Annotated in this window: 20 protein-coding genes and 1 pseudogene; 4 read left to right on the top strand and 17 right to left on the bottom strand. The window is 48.9% G+C overall.

The genetic code is table 11. The features are described 5' to 3' along the window. The first annotated feature begins 19 nt into the window (after nucleotides 1-19). Nucleotides 20-772, top strand: a complete 753-nt coding sequence (znuC, locus tag PGR29_RS04890; protein ID WP_015705955.1) for a zinc ABC transporter ATP-binding protein ZnuC — start codon at nucleotides 20-22, stop codon at nucleotides 770-772. Then, entirely contained in the window at nucleotides 772-1557 is a 786-nt protein-coding gene (gene znuB / locus PGR29_RS04895) for a zinc ABC transporter permease subunit ZnuB (protein WP_045390315.1), read from the top strand. The genes znuC and znuB overlap by 1 nt, the downstream gene beginning before the upstream one ends. 39 nt (nucleotides 1558-1596) lie before the next feature. On the opposite strand, the gene ruvB is transcribed toward znuB, so the two are convergent. The 6 genes from ruvB to aspS form a co-directional block, all read right to left on the bottom strand. Next, nucleotides 1597-2607, bottom strand: coding sequence for a Holliday junction branch migration DNA helicase RuvB (gene ruvB, locus PGR29_RS04900; RefSeq protein WP_015365990.1), 1011 nt, complete (start codon nucleotides 2605-2607; stop codon nucleotides 1597-1599). A gap of 8 nt (nucleotides 2608-2615) precedes the next feature. Next, nucleotides 2616-3227: a Holliday junction branch migration protein RuvA gene (gene ruvA, locus PGR29_RS04905; RefSeq protein ID WP_015365989.1), complete on the bottom strand. Its 612-nt coding sequence runs from the start codon at nucleotides 3225-3227 to the stop codon at nucleotides 2616-2618. A gap of 81 nt (nucleotides 3228-3308) precedes the next feature. Then, the gene (gene ruvC, locus PGR29_RS04910) at nucleotides 3309-3830 is read right to left on the bottom strand and encodes a crossover junction endodeoxyribonuclease RuvC (protein ID WP_015365988.1); all 522 of its coding nucleotides are present in this window, start codon (nucleotides 3828-3830) and stop codon (nucleotides 3309-3311) included. Between the two features lie 45 nt (nucleotides 3831-3875). Continuing rightward, nucleotides 3876-4616: a YebC/PmpR family DNA-binding transcriptional regulator gene (locus PGR29_RS04915; protein ID WP_015365987.1), complete on the bottom strand. Its 741-nt coding sequence runs from the start codon at nucleotides 4614-4616 to the stop codon at nucleotides 3876-3878. A 49-nt stretch (nucleotides 4617-4665) separates the two neighbouring features. Then, the gene (gene nudB, locus PGR29_RS04920) at nucleotides 4666-5109 is read right to left on the bottom strand and encodes a dihydroneopterin triphosphate diphosphatase (protein WP_015365986.1); all 444 of its coding nucleotides are present in this window, start codon (nucleotides 5107-5109) and stop codon (nucleotides 4666-4668) included. A gap of 1 nt (nucleotide 5110) precedes the next feature. Further along, nucleotides 5111-6898, bottom strand: coding sequence for an aspartate--tRNA ligase (gene aspS / locus PGR29_RS04925; RefSeq protein WP_020078458.1), 1788 nt, complete (start codon nucleotides 6896-6898; stop codon nucleotides 5111-5113). A gap of 266 nt (nucleotides 6899-7164) precedes the next feature. On the opposite strand from aspS, the gene PGR29_RS04930 reads away from it, so the two are divergent. Together PGR29_RS04930 and PGR29_RS04935 are read left to right on the top strand one after the other, a co-directional pair. Then, nucleotides 7165-7731 (top strand): hydrolase, encoded by a 567-nt coding sequence (locus PGR29_RS04930; protein WP_316424154.1) that lies wholly within the window; start codon nucleotides 7165-7167, stop codon nucleotides 7729-7731. After that, nucleotides 7728-8222: pseudogene (locus PGR29_RS04935) on the top strand (DUF72 domain-containing protein); the annotation flags it as partial. The gene PGR29_RS04930 and the pseudogene PGR29_RS04935, both read left to right, overlap by 4 nt. A 36-nt stretch (nucleotides 8223-8258) precedes the next feature. On the opposite strand, the gene PGR29_RS04940 reads toward PGR29_RS04935, so the two are convergent. From PGR29_RS04940 to PGR29_RS04990, 11 genes are all read right to left on the bottom strand, one after another. Continuing rightward, a complete protein-coding gene (locus PGR29_RS04940; protein WP_316424155.1) occupies nucleotides 8259-8597 on the bottom strand; it encodes a hypothetical protein in 339 nt (112 codons plus the stop codon). Next, nucleotides 8590-8781: a hypothetical protein gene (locus tag PGR29_RS04945; RefSeq protein ID WP_316424156.1), complete on the bottom strand. Its 192-nt coding sequence runs from the start codon at nucleotides 8779-8781 to the stop codon at nucleotides 8590-8592. The genes PGR29_RS04940 and PGR29_RS04945 overlap by 8 nt, the downstream gene beginning before the upstream one ends. A gap of 3 nt (nucleotides 8782-8784) precedes the next feature. Then, nucleotides 8785-9045: a hypothetical protein gene (locus tag PGR29_RS04950; protein ID WP_316424157.1), complete on the bottom strand. Its 261-nt coding sequence runs from the start codon at nucleotides 9043-9045 to the stop codon at nucleotides 8785-8787. After that, nucleotides 9045-9620 carry a hypothetical protein gene (locus PGR29_RS04955; RefSeq protein ID WP_316424159.1) on the bottom strand — a complete coding sequence of 192 codons (576 nt, stop codon included), beginning with the start codon at nucleotides 9618-9620 and terminating at the stop codon, nucleotides 9045-9047. Before PGR29_RS04955 ends, PGR29_RS04950 begins: the two co-directional genes overlap by 1 nt. A 610-nt stretch (nucleotides 9621-10230) precedes the next feature. Further along, nucleotides 10231-12318, bottom strand: coding sequence for a tape measure protein (locus tag PGR29_RS04960; RefSeq protein WP_316424160.1), 2088 nt, complete (start codon nucleotides 12316-12318; stop codon nucleotides 10231-10233). After that, complete coding sequence (locus PGR29_RS04965; protein ID WP_316424161.1) at nucleotides 12311-12586, bottom strand: hypothetical protein; 276 nt, start codon at nucleotides 12584-12586, stop codon at nucleotides 12311-12313. Before PGR29_RS04965 ends, PGR29_RS04960 begins: the two co-directional genes overlap by 8 nt. Next, nucleotides 12583-12729: a hypothetical protein gene (locus PGR29_RS04970; RefSeq protein ID WP_316424162.1), complete on the bottom strand. Its 147-nt coding sequence runs from the start codon at nucleotides 12727-12729 to the stop codon at nucleotides 12583-12585. The genes PGR29_RS04965 and PGR29_RS04970 overlap by 4 nt, the downstream gene beginning before the upstream one ends. A 121-nt stretch (nucleotides 12730-12850) precedes the next feature. Continuing rightward, entirely contained in the window at nucleotides 12851-13435 is a 585-nt protein-coding gene (locus tag PGR29_RS04975) for a hypothetical protein (RefSeq protein ID WP_316424163.1), read from the bottom strand. 909 nt (nucleotides 13436-14344) lie between these two features. Next, a complete protein-coding gene (locus tag PGR29_RS04980; protein ID WP_316424164.1) occupies nucleotides 14345-14899 on the bottom strand; it encodes a recombinase family protein in 555 nt (184 codons plus the stop codon). Between the two features lie 424 nt (nucleotides 14900-15323). After that, on the bottom strand, nucleotides 15324-16133 hold the full coding sequence (locus tag PGR29_RS04985) for a hypothetical protein (RefSeq protein ID WP_316424165.1): 810 nt from the start codon (nucleotides 16131-16133) through the stop codon (nucleotides 15324-15326). 83 nt (nucleotides 16134-16216) lie between these two features. After that, nucleotides 16217-17113: an abortive phage resistance protein gene (locus PGR29_RS04990; protein ID WP_316424166.1), complete on the bottom strand. Its 897-nt coding sequence runs from the start codon at nucleotides 17111-17113 to the stop codon at nucleotides 16217-16219. Between the last annotated feature and the right edge of the window lie 8 nt (nucleotides 17114-17121).

The following is a 17121-nucleotide window of genomic DNA, read 5'->3' on the forward strand; positions in this document are numbered from 1 at the left end:
GTGCAACCCCTAATTTGACATGACGAATCTTGTAACGCTGGAAAAAGTCGCGGTCGTCTACGGCCAGCGGCGCGTGTTGTCTGACATTTCGCTAACGCTAAAACCAGGCAAAATTTTAACACTTCTTGGCCCAAACGGCGCCGGGAAATCGACGCTGGTGCGCGTGGTGCTCGGCCTGGTGACGCCGACAGAAGGTGCTATCCAGCGCGAGAAAAATCTGCGTATCGGCTATGTGCCGCAAAAACTGCATCTTGATGCGACCATGCCGCTGACGGTCAGCCGCTTTATGCGCCTACGTCCCGGTACCCGCAAACAGGATATTATGCCGGCGCTGCAGCGCGTGCAGGCCGGGCATCTAATCGATGCGCCAATGCAAAAGCTCTCCGGCGGCGAAACCCAGCGCGTGTTGCTGGCGCGAGCCCTGCTGAATCAACCGCAACTGCTGGTGCTGGATGAACCTACCCAGGGCGTCGACGTCAATGGGCAGGTGGCGCTGTATGATTTAATAAACCAACTGCGTCAGGAGCTGAACTGCGCGGTCTTAATGGTTTCCCACGATCTGCACCTCGTCATGGCCAAAACCGATGAAGTGCTGTGCCTGAACCAGCATATTTGCTGCTCCGGAACCCCGGAAGTGGTCTCGATGCATCCGGAATTTATCTCCATGTTCGGCCCGCGCGGCGCGGAACAGCTTGGCATTTATCGTCACCAACATAATCACCGCCACGACCTGCAGGGGCGGATTGTACTGCGTCGGGGAAATGGTCGCTAATGATTGAATTACTGTTACCCGGCTGGTTAGCCGGCATGATGCTCGCCTGCGCGGCAGGCCCCCTGGGTTCGTTCGTGGTCTGGCGGAGAATGTCCTACTTTGGCGATACGCTGGCGCATGCTTCGCTGCTTGGGGTGGCGTTTGGTCTGCTGCTCAACGTGAATCCGTTTTATGCGGTTATCGTGGTCACGCTGCTGCTGGCGGGCGGCCTGGTGTGGCTGGAAAAACGCCCTCACCTGGCGGTCGATACCCTGCTGGGTATTATGGCCCACAGCGCGCTGTCGCTCGGTCTGGTGGTGGTGAGCCTGATGTCGAACGTTCGCGTCGACCTGATGGCCTATCTGTTTGGCGATCTGTTAGCCGTAACCCCACAGGATTTAATCTCCATTGCATTAGGCGTAGTGGTGGTGGTCGCGATATTGCTCTGGCAATGGCGTAACCTGCTGGCGATGACTATCAGCCCTGATTTAGCGTTTGTTGACGGCGTGAAGTTGCAGCGGGTTAAACTGTTGCTGATGCTGGTGACGGCATTGACTATCGGCGTGGCAATGAAATTCGTCGGCGCGCTGATCATCACTTCGCTGTTGATAATCCCGGCCGCTACCGCCCGCCGCTTTGCCCGCACGCCGGAACAGATGGCCGCAGTAGCCGTTGGCGTGGGTATGCTGGCGGTAACCGGGGGATTAACCTTCTCGGCGTTCTACGATACCCCTGCAGGCCCTTCGGTTGTGCTGTGCGCAGCGGCGCTGTTTGTTCTGAGTATGACGAAGAAAGCGGCGAGTTGATTGAGAGGCTACCCGGTAGCGGAAAGCTACCGGGTTTCATCAGGGCATTTCCGGCGGGGTAATACCGAAGTGATTCCAGGCGCGCACCGTCGCCATTCGGCCACGCGGCGTGCGCTGCAGGAACCCCTGCTGAATTAAGTACGGCTCCAGCACGTCTTCAATGGTTTCGCGCTCCTCGCCGATAGCCGCCGCGAGATTATCGAGGCCGACCGGCCCACCGAAGAATTTGTCGATTACCGCCAATAGCAGCTTGCGATCCATATAATCAAACCCTTCGGCATCCACGTTGAGCATATCCAGCGCCTGAGCGGCGATCTCAGCGGAGATAGTGCCATCGTGACGGACTTCGGCGAAGTCGCGCACCCGGCGCAGCAGGCGGTTGGCGATACGCGGCGTACCGCGCGCGCGACGGGCGACTTCCAGCGCCCCTTCTTCGCTCATCTCCAGCCCCATATGACGGGCGCTGCGGCCAACAATGTGCTGCAGGTCCGGCACCTGATAAAACTCGAGGCGCTGTACGATACCAAAGCGGTCGCGCAGCGGCGAAGTCAATGAACCAGCGCGGGTGGTCGCGCCAATCAGGGTAAACGGCGGCAGATCGATTTTAATCGAGCGTGCGGCCGGGCCTTCGCCAATCATGATATCCAGCTGGTAATCTTCCATCGCCGGATACAGTACCTCTTCCACTACTGGCGAAAGGCGGTGGATCTCATCAATAAACAGGACATCATGCGGCTCAAGGTTGGTCAGCATTGCCGCCAGGTCTCCGGCCTTTTCCAACACCGGGCCGGAGGTGGTGCGCAGATTCACGCCCATTTCGTTGGCGACGATATTGGCAAGCGTGGTTTTCCCCAAACCCGGCGGGCCAAAAATCAGCAGGTGATCGAGCGCATCGCCGCGCAGTTTCGCCGCCTGGATAAAGATCTCCATCTGCGAACGCACCTGCGGCTGGCCGACGTACTCTGCGAGCAATTTGGGGCGGATAGCGCGGTCAGCGGCCTCTTCGAAACCAATGCTGTCGCCTGATACCAGCCGATCTGCTTCAATCATCCCTTACCTCACAACGCCGCGCGCAGCGCTTCGCGGATTAGCGTTTCACTATTAGCGTCCGGACGGGCGATTTTGCTCACCATCCGGCTGGCCTCTTGTGGTTTATAGCCCAGCGCCACCAGCGCGGCAACCGCTTCTTGCTCCGCGTCGTCGGCAGTTGGGCCGGCAGGCGTCGTCAGCACCAGATCGGCGGCCGGAGTAAACAGGTCGCCATGCAGGCCTTTAAAGCGGTCTTTCATTTCGACAATTAAACGCTCAGCGGTTTTCTTGCCAATACCCGGCAGTTTCACCAGCGAGGCGACTTCTTCACGCTCAACGGCATTCACGAACTGCTGCGCCGACATGCCGGAAAGGATAGCCAGCGCCAGCTTCGGCCCGACGCCGTTGGTTTTGATAAGCTCTTTAAACAGGGTGCGTTCCTGCTTGTTGTTAAAGCCGTAGAGCAGCTGCGCGTCTTCGCGTACCACAAAATGGGTGAAGACGATGGCTTCCTGCCCGGCTTCCGGTAGCTCGTAGAAGCAGGTCATCGGCATATGGACTTCATAACCTACGCCCCCGGTTTCCAGTAATACCAGCGGGGGTTGCTTTTCGAGAATGATGCCTCTGAGTCTGCCTATCACGTAGCGCTCCTGAATAAAGGGCCGAAAGTTTAATGCGTTATCATAAAAAAAGGCTGGATGAATATCCAGCCTGATTTGTGATTATCGTAACCGCCCTCGCGCCAGATTGAGCCGGGTCTCGCTAATCTGAGCCAGGTTCTGACTGAGGTGGCAATGGGTGATGGCGATGGCCAATGCATCCGCCGCATCCGCCTGCGGATTTGCCGGAAGTTTCAGCAAAGTACGCACCATATGCTGTACCTGGCTCTTTTCCGCGCTACCGATGCCGACGACGGTTTGCTTAACCTGGCGGGCAGCGTACTCAAAGACCGGCAGGTCCTGGTTCGTCGCCGCGACAATCGCCACCCCGCGTGCCTGCCCAAGTTTCAACGCCGAATCGGCATTTTTCGCCATAAAGACCTGCTCGATAGCGAAATAGTCAGGCTGGAACTGGGTAATAATTTCGGTGACGCCGGCGTAAATCAGCTTCAGCCGCGACGGCAGATCGTCTACTTTGGTGCGGATGCATCCGCTGCCAAGATAGCTCAACTGCCGCCCGACCTGGCGAATCACGCCATAACCGGTCACGCGTGACCCCGGGTCAATGCCGAGAATAATGGCCATCACGCGCCTCCAGTATTAACTCACCCGCGATACCGGCTACCGGCATCACAGCGTTGCGGCAACCTCATCGGAGATTTCGCCGTTATGATACACTTCCTGCACGTCGTCGCAGTCTTCCAGCATATCAATAAGACGCAGCAGCTTCGGCGCGGTTTCCGCATCCATATCCGCTTTAGTCGATGGGATCATTGAGACTTCAGCAGCGTCAGCTTTCAGGCCTGCAGCTTCCAGCGCATCACGTACCGCGCCCATCTCTTCCCAGGCGGTGTAAACGTCAATGGCGCCGTCGTCATAGGTAACTACGTCTTCAGCACCCGCTTCCAGCGCAGCTTCCATGATGGTGTCTTCGTCGCCTTTCTCGAAGGAGATCACGCCTTTTTTGCTGAACAGATAGGCCACGGAGCCGTCGGTTCCGAGGTTACCACCAGTTTTGGTAAAGGCGTGGCGCACTTCGGCGACGGTACGGTTACGGTTGTCACTCAGACATTCAACCATTACCGCAGTGCCGCCCGGGCCGTAACCTTCATAAATGATGGTTTCCATGTTCGCGTCTTCATCACCGCCGACGCCGCGCGCGATAGCGCGGTTCAGGGTGTCGCGAGTCATGTTGTTGGACAGCGCTTTATCTACCGCCGCGCGCAGACGCGGGTTGGATGCCGGATCGCCGCCGCCCAGACGCGCAGCGGTGACCAGCTCGCGGATGATTTTAGTAAAGATCTTACCGCGCTTGGCATCTTGCGCCGCTTTGCGGTGTTTGGTGTTGGCCCATTTACTATGACCTGCCATAAAAAACTCTCCAAAAAAGCCGTCTTTCCGCGACAAACGCCGCGGGAAGTTACCCGGCGTTAATTACAAATTCTTCAATCGCCTGCCGGTTGCTCCACGATTTAGTTAGCGCGGCGGCATCCGACGCGCTAACCCAGCGGTAATCCAGATGTTCAGTGAAAACAATCTGGCGCTCATGGGGCAGCGCAAGACGGAACCAGAATTCCGTATTGCGCTCGACGCCCGGCGCATAGCGATGACGTAAGTGAGAAAATATCTCGAACTCCACCGTACGCTGACAGTCAATTAAGGCCAGTTGCTCGCGAGCAACGTCAATGGCGACCTCTTCCTTTACTTCGCGCGCGGCGGCCTGCAACGCGGTTTCCCCCTCTTCCAGGCTGCCGGTAACCGACTGCCAGAAAGCGGGATCGTCGCGTCGCTGCAACATCAGCACCCGCTTCGTATCTTCGGCGTAAATCACCACCAGAACGGAGACGGGCAGCTTGAATGACATCTTAGTTGTTCTCCGGAGACTCTTTTGCCTCTTTCGCCACAACCTGAATCCCCAGTTCGCCTAACGCGGCAGGATTCGCGAAGCTCGGCGCTTCGGTCATCAGGCACGCGGCAGCCGTGGTTTTCGGGAAGGCGATAACGTCACGGATGTTATCGGTACCGGTCAGCAGCATGGTCAGGCGATCGAGGCCAAACGCCAGGCCGGCGTGCGGCGGCGTACCGTATTTCAGCGCATCCAGCAGGAAGCCGAATTTTTCACGCTGTTCTTGTTCGTTAATGCCCAGAATACCAAACACGGTTTGCTGCATTTCACCGCTGTGGATACGCACCGAACCACCACCGACTTCGTAGCCATTGATGACCATGTCGTAGGCGTTAGCCACAGCGTCTTCCGGCGCGGCTTTCAGCTCAGCGGCGGTCATATCTTTCGGCGAGGTGAACGGGTGGTGCATCGCAGTCAGGCCGCCTTCGCCGTCGTCTTCGAACATCGGGAAGTCGATAACCCACAGCGGCGCCCATTTGGTCTCGTCGGTGAGATTCAGGTCTTTGCCCAGCTTCAGACGCAGCGCGCCGAGGGCATCGGCAACCACTTTCTTGTTGTCAGCGCCGAAGAAGATCATGTCGCCGTCCTGCGCACCGGTGCGCTCAAGGATAGCTTCAACGATTTCGGCGTTGAGGAATTTCGCCACCGGGCTATTGATGCCTTCAAGGCCCTTCGCACGCTCGGTCACTTTAATATAGGCCAACCCTTTCGCACCGTAGATCTGCACGAATTTGCCGTATTCATCAATCTGTTTACGGGTCAGCGCCGCGCCGCCCGGCACGCGTAAGGCAGCAACGCGGCCTTTGGCGTCGTTAGCCGGGCCGGAGAAGACGGCGAATTCTACCGCTTTCACCAGATCGGCTACGTCTACCAGCTCCATCGGGTTACGCAGGTCCGGCTTATCGGAACCGTAACGACGCTCTGCTTCAGCAAAGGTCATCACCGGGAATTGACCGAGGTCTACGCCCTTCACGTCCTGCCACAGCTTGCGTACCAGATCTTCCATCACTTCACGCACCTGCGGCGCGGTCATGAACGAGGTTTCAACATCAATCTGGGTAAATTCAGGCTGACGGTCGGCACGCAGGTCTTCGTCGCGGAAGCATTTGACTATCTGATAGTAACGATCGAAACCGGACATCATCAGGAGCTGTTTGAACAGCTGCGGAGACTGCGGTAGCGCGTAGAATTTACCTTTGTGTACGCGCGACGGCACCAGATAGTCACGCGCGCCTTCCGGCGTGGCTTTGGTCAGCATCGGGGTTTCGATATCGAGGAACCCGTGATCGTCCATGAAGCGGCGCACGAAGCTGGTGATTTTTGCGCGGGTTTTCAGGCGCTGAGCCATTTCCGGACGACGCAGGTCCAGGTAGCGGTATTTCAGGCGCGCTTCTTCGGTGTTGACGTGGTTGGAGTCCAGCGGCAGCGCTTCCGCGCGGTTGATGATGGTCAGGTCAGACGCCAGCACTTCGATTTCGCCGGTGGCCATCTCGCGGTTAACGTTGCGCTCTTCGCGCGCACGCACGGTACCGGTGATTTGGATGCAGAACTCATTACGCAGTTCGGAAGCCAGTTTTAATGCATCCGCACGATCCGGATCGAAAAACACCTGCACGATGCCTTCACGGTCGCGCATATCGATAAAGATAAGGCTACCGAGATCACGACGACGGTTGACCCAACCACACAGGGTCACTTGCTGCCCCACGTGGGACTGACGTAGCTGTCCGCAATATTCTGTACGCATGAGATATCCCTTAACTTAGCCGCAGGCGGATGTTGCCTGCCTTGCAGGCGACGAGGTCGCAGCTTTGCTGAATGTCACTACTGAATGAAAAAAGGCGGCTATTATACTGGAAATTCTGTCTGACGATAAGCCCGACGCAGTTTGTACGCTGCTTTGCTGCGCGCTTATTGCTTGTGCTCACATAAATTAACAAAATTTGTTACCCTTGAGCCGAATTAGCAACGGTATTGTAGCGGCCTGACAACAGAACAAGATACGGGGATACCATGTTAGAACTCAATGCGAAAAAAACCGCGCTGGTCGTTATTGACCTGCAAGAAGGCATTTTACCCTTTGCCGGCGGCCCGCACCGCGCCGACGAGGTGGTGGCGCGCGCGGCAAAGCTGGCTGAAAAATGTCGTCAACAGGATTCGCCCGTCATCATGGTTCGCGTCGGCTGGTCCGCCGATTTCGCTGAAGCGTTAAAACAGCCGGTGGATGCCCAGGCTGGCGCCGCGAAGTTGCCTGAAAACTGGTGGATCTATCCGCCAACGCTTGGCAAACAAGATAGCGATATTGAAGTGACGAAACGCCAATGGGGCGCGTTCTACGGCACCGATCTTGAACTGCAGCTTCGCCGCCGCGGTATCGACACCATTATTCTTTGCGGTATCTCCACCAATATCGGCGTGGAATCCACCGCCCGCAATGGCTGGGAACTCGGTTTTAATCTGGTCATTGCCGAGGATGCGTGCAGCGCCGCTTCCGCCGAACAGCATCAGGGCAGTATGACGCATATCTTCCCGCGCATCGCCCGCGTGCGCAGCACCGAGGACATTCTCGCCGCCTTATGATTTATATCGGGCTTCCGCAATGGTCGCACCCTAAATGGGTGCGCCTTGGCATCACCAGCCTTGAAGAGTATGCCCGCCATTTTAACTGCGTGGAGGGTAATACCACCCTGTATGCCTTACCAAAGGCCGAGATTGTCGATCGCTGGTATCAACAAACTCACGATGCTTTTCGCTTCTGTTTTAAATTCCCGGCCACGATTTCACATCAGGCGGCGCTGCGCGACTGCGACGATTTAAGCCACGAGTTTTTTACCCGTCTGGCGCCGCTGGAATCGCGCATCGGCCAATACTGGTTGCAGTTGCCCGCCACCTTCGGCCCGCGCGACCTCCCTGCCCTGTGGCATTTTCTCGATACGCTACCGAAAAACTTCACTTACGGCGTTGAAGTTCGCCATCCCGAGTTTTTTGCCAAAGGCGATGCCGAACAGCAACTTAATCGCGGGCTACACCAGCGCAACGCCAACCGCGTGATCCTGAAGAGACCTTTCTATTGATACACTCTAAAGATGGGGTTTTGTAGCGGGGGATTAAGCGGCTTCAAGCAGATGAGACAGAGCAATCATTCGGATTCGTTCTTGCGTGTAGCCTGCCAAACGGTATTTCTGAACCAACGAGTAACCAATCTCATCAAGACGGTTGAGAGCCTTGTCCGACAGCTTCACAATCACATTGGTTGAGTTATCTCCACCCTCTGAATGGAACGGTGCTCTTGCTGCTGAAGCGGTTACACGTGCAATCTGTGGCTTAGGCTTAGGCGGCTGTCTACGGCTCTTTGAGCATTCAACACAGCTACCGGATGAGACATAACGGATAAGTGAGCCGCAATGAATACACGGCTTATCAGAGTTAGTGAAAGTATTAGCCATTAGTCAGTAACCCCTCTAAGTAGCTGGTGATTCGGGCTTGCTGGCAACGGGTTGAACCATCGTTTGAACGTCTAATTAATTTACTCATCAAATGAGGGTGAATTTTACCAACCAGATTGTGACCAACGATTAGACGCTTTTCAGAGTCATAATAATTAATCGGTGCGTTAATCGTATCTTCCATTTATCAGCCCCCGCTTACCATCTGCTTAATAGCCTCTTTCAAGGCTGCATCTCTTTGCTGTTCAATTGTTGGCTTAGGCTTCACCTTATACGTGGTGACTGCTTTGGCTGGCTTCACTGTTGGTTTAGGCTTATTACCTGAAGCAAGTAACTTATAAGTTGCTTCACTGATTTCATTTTTCCCGTTCAAATATTTGAATTCCATTGAGTCAGTAAGATGATTATAGCTGCCACGCTTTGATAGCCCTTTCATTGGAATACTCATTATTCGGTTACCTCTTCAGAGTCAGTTACAATAACGCTCAGATAATCGGTAAAGTCTTTTACAGCATCCAGAGCTTTACGGGCCTCAATCACAATCTTATTACGCTGGTGTACAGCTTCAGAAGCTTTTACCTTCAGACGTTCAATCATTTTATCAATGGTTGATTCAGCCTCTGCTGTAGCTTTATCTGTAATTTCCTGTAGAGGATTATCTTTAGCGTTCTTAGGCATACGAATAAAGGTAACCATTCCAACAGATACACGGTGAACCATATAGCCAGCATCAGCCATGCCTTGAATCATTTGTTGCTGGTTAGTTGGATAAACCTGCTTCACAATGAATCCGTGACGTTCTGAAGGATTAGCCAGATTTTCAGCGGTCTTTTGTTGAATAAGCACTGAGCGAGATTCTACAGCATCCTGATATTCAGATTCAACTTTAGACATCTTTTCAGAAGCCTTTTGTACTCTCGGAAAATACAGCTTTTCAATATGCTGTTTCTGTTCGAACGGTAACAGGTGGCTGATACTTGCAACGGGTGATTCAATTTTTACAGCTTGATTTAAAGTAGTCATTTAAATTTACTCTTAGTCTGGTTTGCTTGGATTTCAGAAAGCAGAAAACCGCATCCCCCCAACTTAATGTTACGGGACACGGTTCAATGTTTTCAAATTAGGTTGTTCATCTTCTCAAGAGGAATTTCCCGTCACTCATTCGGGATGGATGCCTAAGAAGATAAACAGAAGGAAACTGAGGAGTCAGATAATAAATCGGGGAATGCTGGATAATGAAATATTACTAACTCATATAACCATTCTTTCATACATTAACAAATTGTCAACAGTTATTTTTAATTCTTTCACAGATAGATGCAATCAACAATAAACGCCTTGCCTTAGTCATCAACTTAGGAATGTGATACTTCTTATTAGGGATTGGATTTATTAGGTCACCAATCTTTCTTAATTCAGTATGGATAGTGTGACAGGTCTTCCCTGTTACCTTGTAATATGCCTTCATTCATAATCAAACCTTTTCAATACAAATAAAAAAGGACTCCGAAGAGTCCCTTTTACATTGCTTATCAAAACCTCTTGACCCTGTTGACCAGTTGATTTTTGATTAAGCAAACCAGATAAAGCAATTATCACATGATAACTCCAATCTGTAAAATCCAAACAGCTATTAATCGCCCAAGTGTTCAGCGTTAATATTCAGGTCTTCAAAGCCACCAGTTAAAACTTGTGTCTGGAATGTTCCAATTTTCTTGCTATCCATATTCACACTGATATTGATTCTTTGGTCATTACGGATAGTTGTCTGAGCAGGGTTATACATAGACGGTACAGCAAATGTATTAGCCTGACCGTTCAGCGCATTGTTACCCTGAAGCCAGTCACCCAATGAACCCATAGCACGTGTGAACGGGCTGTTAGTGATTGAGTCACCATCCTGAGCACCCAACACTTTAGACGGATTGGTTAGCCAGTTAAGAGCCTTTGCAATCGGGTTATCAGTCCCTAAAGCGGTTGGGTACTTCTGTTCAACTCCTGAAGCGTCTACAGTATCATGCGCAACCAGAGCGACACCAACAGGCCCAGCTAAACGGGATGCACCCTTGAGCATTCCACCTGCACCAGCAGCCGCACCAGCTTCAGCACCACCACCCAACAGAGCACTTAGCCATTTCAGCTTGTTAGCTACTCCAGCAATTGATTTCACCAGTACCAACACACCAGCAGCACCGATAGCGAACTGTTCAGCAGAATCAACCAGTTTCTTTTGACCGTCTGATAAGTCATCGTACCATGCTGAAGTTCTGAGAATTAACGCTGAGAGTTTACGGCTCCACTCATCTACATGGTCAACCGCTCCAGATGTCATAGAGGCAACCGCTCCGAGGACGTGACCTAAAGCCTCTGCGATTGGTGAAGCATCGTTGAGCATGTTAGCTACAGAAGCGTTAAACTGACCCAGCCCCTTTTCAGAGCTGGTGAAAGCTTTGTTAAGGTCATTCTCCATAGCTGCTTTAACACGTCCGATACCAGTTACAGCCATCTGTGATACACGGTCTAATCCCCCTGCCTCATCAGCCATCTTCTTCATCTGTTCAGAAACGCGAGGAAGAACGTCTTTAGAAAGTAACTTGCCATTTTTCATCAGTGCGTCAAGCTGCTGAGTGTTCACACCCAAAGCATCAGCGAACATCTGTTCAGCACCCGGTAAACGGTCACCTAACTGGCCTCTGAGTTCTTCAGCCTGTACACGACCTTTAGAGGCCATCTGTGTGAATGCTGTCATGATGCCTTTAAGCTGTTCAGCATCAAGCCCCCTGATACGACCAAACGTTGCAGCGTTCTTATAGAAGTCCTGTGTACCCTGATAACCGAGTGCGTTTTGAGCACCAGCAGCAAAGCCAGTGTACTGTTTCAAGGTCTCTGTAACACCCTGTCCGATTTGGTCAGAGAACTGAGCGGCGAACGTTTTAGCGTCTTTCGATTGGCCTTTAAAGACAGCTTCAGCGGAGAGATTCACACCTTCACGGGCTACACCTGTTTCAACCACCTTACGGACTGCTTCAAATGTCCCGTATAAGGCCGCTGAAACGCTTACCAGACGACCGAAGGAGCTTGATAACCCTTCTGCATTAGATACCTGCTTGCGGTTATTAGAAGCCCATTTAGACGCGCTGTCAGTGGCTGCACGTAATGCTAAACGGAACTGGTTCAGGCTGGCTGAAGGATTGGCTAAAGCATCATCTCTTAAGCTATGAATCTGCTGGCGTAATTTCATCGCCCTTGCTTGCCCAGTTGAACCCATACCCTCTAAACGCCTCGTTAGATTTGAATAGAACTGGGTATTAGCAAGTGACCGGATTGAATTAGCGGCTGTTAAATCTGAGCCTCTACCTTGTGGCTTTCCGGCTGGTGGATTTGAGCGGCCTTTTCCTTTAGCCCCGTAAGCGTCCTGATACATGTCTTTAATGCGCTTTGCAGAAGCCTTAGCAGCATTCTCTACAGACTTCACAGAGGATTTACCAGCTTCATCAAAATTCATGCTCTTTGAGAATGCTTTATTGATATTCTTTGAAGCGGTATTGGCGGATTGAATCACACCGTTAAAATTACCCTTTGGGATAAATGCTTTGTTTAATCGTGATTCAATTCGTTCAGCTACTTTTAATGTTCTGTTTTCGAGTTTTTGAAGGTTCTTTGAAACGTTCTCGTTAAAGCCTAATTGGATGATAAACTCATCTACGGTATAGTTAGCCATTAGTCATATTGGTTACCTCGTATTCATTCCAGATTAAATCTGTCATTGCATCATGTGCTTTCAGTACCATTTCATAAATCAGTGCAGCACCCATTAGTGATAACCCTTGACCACTGAAGAATGTAGCAATGGTCACCTGATTAATTTCATGAAGAGTTTTAAGGACTGTTAAGCATAACTGTGGCTCACTCACTGAATTAAAGATTGCATCAGTTAAATCAGGATGCGGCACAGGGTTATTCAGCATTCGGATAAATCGGTTTTTCATTTAGTCACCTCAATGTGTTTCACATAGGATTTCAGAATCATCCCTTCCAGAGTCTTTCTGATTGTTGTTTCAGCGGTGACGGCTGTCAGCTTCACAAGTTGATTATCTGTCTTTTTAATTCGGACTGCTTTTGTCTTGTTCATTTAAATGACCCCTTTGATAATCAGAGTTATGACTTGTGGAATACTTACTTCAAAGTGTTCAGCCAGTGCTTTTAATTGCTGGTAAGCTGGTTCACCGATATGTGTTAAAGTGTGATTCATTTTATGCTGCCTTTTGAATGTGTAAATCAAGGATGTCTTCTAATTCCCTGTCAGAATCTAATTCATCGTTTTCGTAGTCACTGTTAAACATTACCTGAATTTCGCCTTTATCATGGCAATGTTCAATCATTGTGATTGCTAACTGTAATGCCTGAGCAATATCATTACACCAGCTTTTACTAAAACCTGTTTCATCCTCTACAGCGGCTGCTGTAACAACGCTTAATCGCTTCATTAAATTAAAGCAGAAAAATGGGGATAGCTTATCTGGACAGCTATTAACGCAGCCTGTGAATACATCCTCAACTTTTGAAGGAAGGTTACTTACTGAGTCTTTATCAACAAAATATTGCTGAAGTGTATTCTCCATAGCCTTACGGGGTGTTCCTCTTCTGCGGTAAGGTTTATTGCTTGCGGGTAATGGTTTATTGAAGCTGGTGTAACCTAATTCGATGAGGGTGTTTTTAAGAGATTCGCGGTATTCGGGGGTATCTATTAAATCGTGGTCATCTGAGAAGAAGCCTTTGCCTGTGATTGGCTTTCCAGCCGGAGTCTTGACTCCATTGAATACTTTAGCTTTGTACATTACATAGTGGATACCTCAATTCGTTATCTAATAAACCATACTAACCCATATTTAACATTTTGTCAACATTATTAACAATTTGTGACAGACGCTTTTAGATTTCAGCCAATGAAAAACTCCCTATAAATCAATGACATTGAAGTCCGGTATATATAACTGGAAGGATACCTTTCAGGCGCTTGGGAAGGGTTACTTTTCAGAGGCTGCGTATGCAGGGCTGGTATAGGGTGTTTGCGGTAGGTTCTCCCGCCCAAAGGGGAACCGTTGAACCGCGTTAAAAGGGGGTTGTACAGATTGATTGAAAAGGAATTTTAAGAGGGCTAACGCCCTGAATCACCATGATTTATTTACATCAACCGATTGTAATTGATTGTTTTTTATGCTACCCTAAAGCCTCTTAACAGATTCTTTTTGTTCTTTGTTTTTCATCTTCTTGTCTCTGAGTATCTTTTAAGAGTTCTTTAAAGAAAGCCCTTCTAACCTCACCTTGCTTCGCTCATCGGTGATTCTGGTTCCACCTTGTAGCCTTGACAGTAAACCATATCGGGATCCGTGAAAGAGGCTTGAAGCTGGTGGATGAATTTTCACAAATATTATTTTTCTAAAAAATTTCCAGACCTTTTTTATTTCTGCTTTACCGGGAACTTTCAGCATATCTAGAGCAACTTTGAAGATATTGGATAGTCTGAATCTCTCTGCTTAGTAGCGCCCTTTTTCAAAGATTCCATGCCAATGGCAAAAAATGAACATATCTGAGCCTGTACGGCGTTCTAAGCGATTATTTAATGATAGCAACCCTAACCCATAGGTTGATATAAAGACTGCTTAGAATGCGTTACAGGGATCCTGATAAACGCCAGACATAAAAAAAGCCCCAATAAAGGGGCATTGTGAATCACTATCTAATTGTTACTTGTTCAGTCGATAGAAAGTTGCCTTACTAATCTGTAACTCATCCTGTACCTGCTTTGGCGACATCCCCTGTCCAATTAGTTCCTGAACCTGTTCAGAGGTTGCTTTAATTGGTCTGCCACAATGGACACCTTCAGATTGAGCACGTTTAATCCCTGCTGTTCTGCGCTCTGCTATCAAATCTTTCTCTAAAGAAGCCAATCCAGCCATCATAGTGAGCATAGCCTTACCAACTGGTGTAGACAGGTCGAATCCTTCACGGAGACTGATAACCTTCACTCCTTTGGCCTGTAAAGTCTCAACTGTTGAGAGAACATCAATGGTGTTACGGCCTAAGCGGTCAATAGCGATAACAATTAGCGTGTCACCTTCACGGACATAATTCAGCAGGTCACCGAACCCTTTACGCTCTGTAGCCTTAATGCCACCTGATACAGCCTCATCAGAGAACCACTTGCCTACCTGATAGCCAGCCTCATTGATTTGTTTCTTCTGGTTCTCAATAGTCTGGTCAGAAGTTGATACACGGACGTAAGCGATTACAGATGACATTATGGTGATTCCCTGAAAGTTGTCTCAAAACCTAGTCTCAAAATAATACATGTATCAAAAACCTAAATCAACCTTTTGAGACAACCTAATCTCACCTTTAGAGACCCTTTTCAGTAGTATCAAAACCACTTCCTTTTGAGACAATCCAAACCATTGAAACAGGTTATATAAATACTGATTCTTATCTCTTTTCGGAACTAAAACAGTTAATAGGCTAGAGCTATTGAAATCACTGGTGTTGATAGGGGTTTTAACACCATTCGGAGAGACTGTTTTTTACTGTTAATTTAGCCATCTAAACGGCTATCATTCAGCATTCACACGTTATTGAAGGGGTCACTGTGGAAATTTCAGAAATCGAAAAGGGAATCTGGCTAACCATAGCGACCTTGCAACACTGGTAATAAATCTTCAGGGTGTATTGTTAACCCTTAGCATTTTTTGTTCTGCTAAGAGCTTCTAACAATATTTCTCTTTGGGCCATTGCCTCAAACTGACTGTTAAGCTGTGCTGAGCCAAAATAATCACCCTTCTTAATTTCGGACAAAAAGGATGCAAATTCCTCCTTTGAATTGACATCCCGATATGTGTGATATAGTTCAGCAACCTTGTTCAAACCTTCTGCTAAGTTTTCAAGAGTCTGCATTTTGAGTTTATATGTTTCATCAGCAACTTTTATTTCATTCAACTTATCCTGAAGTTTATCATTAGCATCATTAAATGACTTTTCAATGTCGTCTATTGCCTTAGATATTTTAACCCCCCTCAGCTTTTGAAATTCAAGCCTGTTTTTATTCCTCTCATCTTGCCTATCAACTTTAGCTTGCTCACTTTTATTAGTTAACTCTTCAACATTTGCAAGTTCAATAGACTTCCTTTTTTTGACCATATCTACATCAAGCAGCCTTAAATCTTCTGCGAGAGTATCAGCATTCCTCTTATCTTCTGCCTTTTTGTGTGCCGCAGCCAGCCATTGCTGAAGATAGGGGGAAGCGGCAGCCAGAGCAGCACCAACAATCACTGGTAATACGATGTAGTGAACAAAAAACCACCCCTGAGAGGTTATTTCGGCAATCCTTACTTCAACATCTCTTTTGCTCATAAATAACTTAGCAATATTTTGCCAGTTGAAGCCAAGCCATGAGAAAAACACATAACCCCATAAAGGGCTTGAAATCCTGTCTTTAAATGCTTGCTTGACCTGTTCTACTGGCTCTTTAGTAATTTCACTCATAGCATCCTCGCTTTATAAAATTGCCATATATAAAAAGGCCTGTCTTACGTACATAAGACCACCTTTAATCATTATTAACACATTCAAACAGGTATGTTAAAGAAATGGCAAATTGCATTTGTAAGAATTGCCGGAGCCGCAGCGCCAGCTATGTTTAAGCCACCAGCATAAGCCTTGCCAATCATATTACCCACCCAACCACCAATTCCAGCACCTAAATTTTCAGATGATTCAGGAACAGGTGAATCAGATATAATTCCCTCAAGCTCCCTGATGTCGGACTTCTCAACACCCAACTTTTCGAGATAATCAGCCAGAGATGAGAAATCGCCTGATGTTATCGTATTCTGCTGGTTTACGTCACCCTCAACTTGATGAGCAAACACACCATTATTTGTAAACACATCGTTGAAAATATATTTAACAGTCACAGGAGCCACCTCTTTTTCTTGCTGATTGAAACGCAGGTCTTCACCAAATATGTTTTGCTTCTCCAACTCTAGAGACCAATCAAGAATTTTATTTCTTACAGTGGTGACAATATGCTCTAGTTTATTAGAGCTAAAAAACCAACATAATTCCATGCCACCTTTCCCCGCCCCTAATAGTATTTCAACCTGACGCGGATTAAGAGGCAGTCTAATCATCTCACCTTTATTATCCCGCTTATCCATTGATGATATTGATTCATAAAGAGTATAGGTAGTTATCTTGTCTATCATCTCTGCTGTCATACCGTTTAAATCGAGAGGCAAATATCTACCCTGGACATAATTAAATCCTTTAACAATTCCATGCCCTGTACGATATTCAGGAACATCAGATTTATTGGGATAGCCATTGATTTCATGCTCAACCCACGTAATTAAATCAAGCAGATTCAATTTTACAGCGATAGATTTCGCCTTAAGTAATACAGCTAGAATTTCTGTTTTTGGGTCTTCAGCTAATGCTTGCAATTGTAAAACCGGGGAGTTCATAGCCAGCC

The sequence above is a fragment of the Klebsiella sp. 141203 genome (assembly GCF_032601985.1).
Taxonomy (GTDB): Bacteria; Pseudomonadota; Gammaproteobacteria; order Enterobacterales; family Enterobacteriaceae; genus Klebsiella; species Klebsiella aerogenes.

Coding starts and splice junctions, on each gene's coding strand:
- PGR29_RS04945 (WP_316424156.1), bottom strand. CDS start 8,781: ATGGAAGATACGATTAACGCACCGATTAATTATTATGACTCTGAAAAG.
- PGR29_RS04955 (WP_316424159.1), bottom strand. CDS start 9,620: ATGACTACTTTAAATCAAGCTGTAAAAATTGAATCACCCGTTGCAAGT.
- PGR29_RS04985 (WP_316424165.1), bottom strand. CDS start 16,133: ATGAGTGAAATTACTAAAGAGCCAGTAGAACAGGTCAAGCAAGCATTT.
- PGR29_RS04915 (WP_015365987.1), bottom strand. CDS start 4,616: ATGGCAGGTCATAGTAAATGGGCCAACACCAAACACCGCAAAGCGGCG.
- PGR29_RS04940 (WP_316424155.1), bottom strand. CDS start 8,597: ATGGCTAATACTTTCACTAACTCTGATAAGCCGTGTATTCATTGCGGC.
- PGR29_RS04970 (WP_316424162.1), bottom strand. CDS start 12,729: ATGAACAAGACAAAAGCAGTCCGAATTAAAAAGACAGATAATCAACTT.
- PGR29_RS04960 (WP_316424160.1), bottom strand. CDS start 12,318: ATGGCTAACTATACCGTAGATGAGTTTATCATCCAATTAGGCTTTAAC.
- ruvB (WP_015365990.1), bottom strand. CDS start 2,607: ATGATTGAAGCAGATCGGCTGGTATCAGGCGACAGCATTGGTTTCGAA.
- PGR29_RS04980 (WP_316424164.1), bottom strand. CDS start 14,899: ATGTCATCTGTAATCGCTTACGTCCGTGTATCAACTTCTGACCAGACT.
- znuB (WP_045390315.1), top strand. CDS start 772: ATGATTGAATTACTGTTACCCGGCTGGTTAGCCGGCATGATGCTCGCC.
- PGR29_RS04930 (WP_316424154.1), top strand. CDS start 7,165: ATGTTAGAACTCAATGCGAAAAAAACCGCGCTGGTCGTTATTGACCTG.
- PGR29_RS04965 (WP_316424161.1), bottom strand. CDS start 12,586: ATGAAAAACCGATTTATCCGAATGCTGAATAACCCTGTGCCGCATCCT.
- PGR29_RS04990 (WP_316424166.1), bottom strand. CDS start 17,113: ATGAACTCCCCGGTTTTACAATTGCAAGCATTAGCTGAAGACCCAAAA.
- PGR29_RS04950 (WP_316424157.1), bottom strand. CDS start 9,045: ATGAGTATTCCAATGAAAGGGCTATCAAAGCGTGGCAGCTATAATCAT.
- znuC (WP_015705955.1), top strand. CDS start 20: ATGACGAATCTTGTAACGCTGGAAAAAGTCGCGGTCGTCTACGGCCAG.
- nudB (WP_015365986.1), bottom strand. CDS start 5,109: ATGTCATTCAAGCTGCCCGTCTCCGTTCTGGTGGTGATTTACGCCGAA.
- PGR29_RS04975 (WP_316424163.1), bottom strand. CDS start 13,435: ATGTACAAAGCTAAAGTATTCAATGGAGTCAAGACTCCGGCTGGAAAG.
- aspS (WP_020078458.1), bottom strand. CDS start 6,898: ATGCGTACAGAATATTGCGGACAGCTACGTCAGTCCCACGTGGGGCAG.
- ruvC (WP_015365988.1), bottom strand. CDS start 3,830: ATGGCCATTATTCTCGGCATTGACCCGGGGTCACGCGTGACCGGTTAT.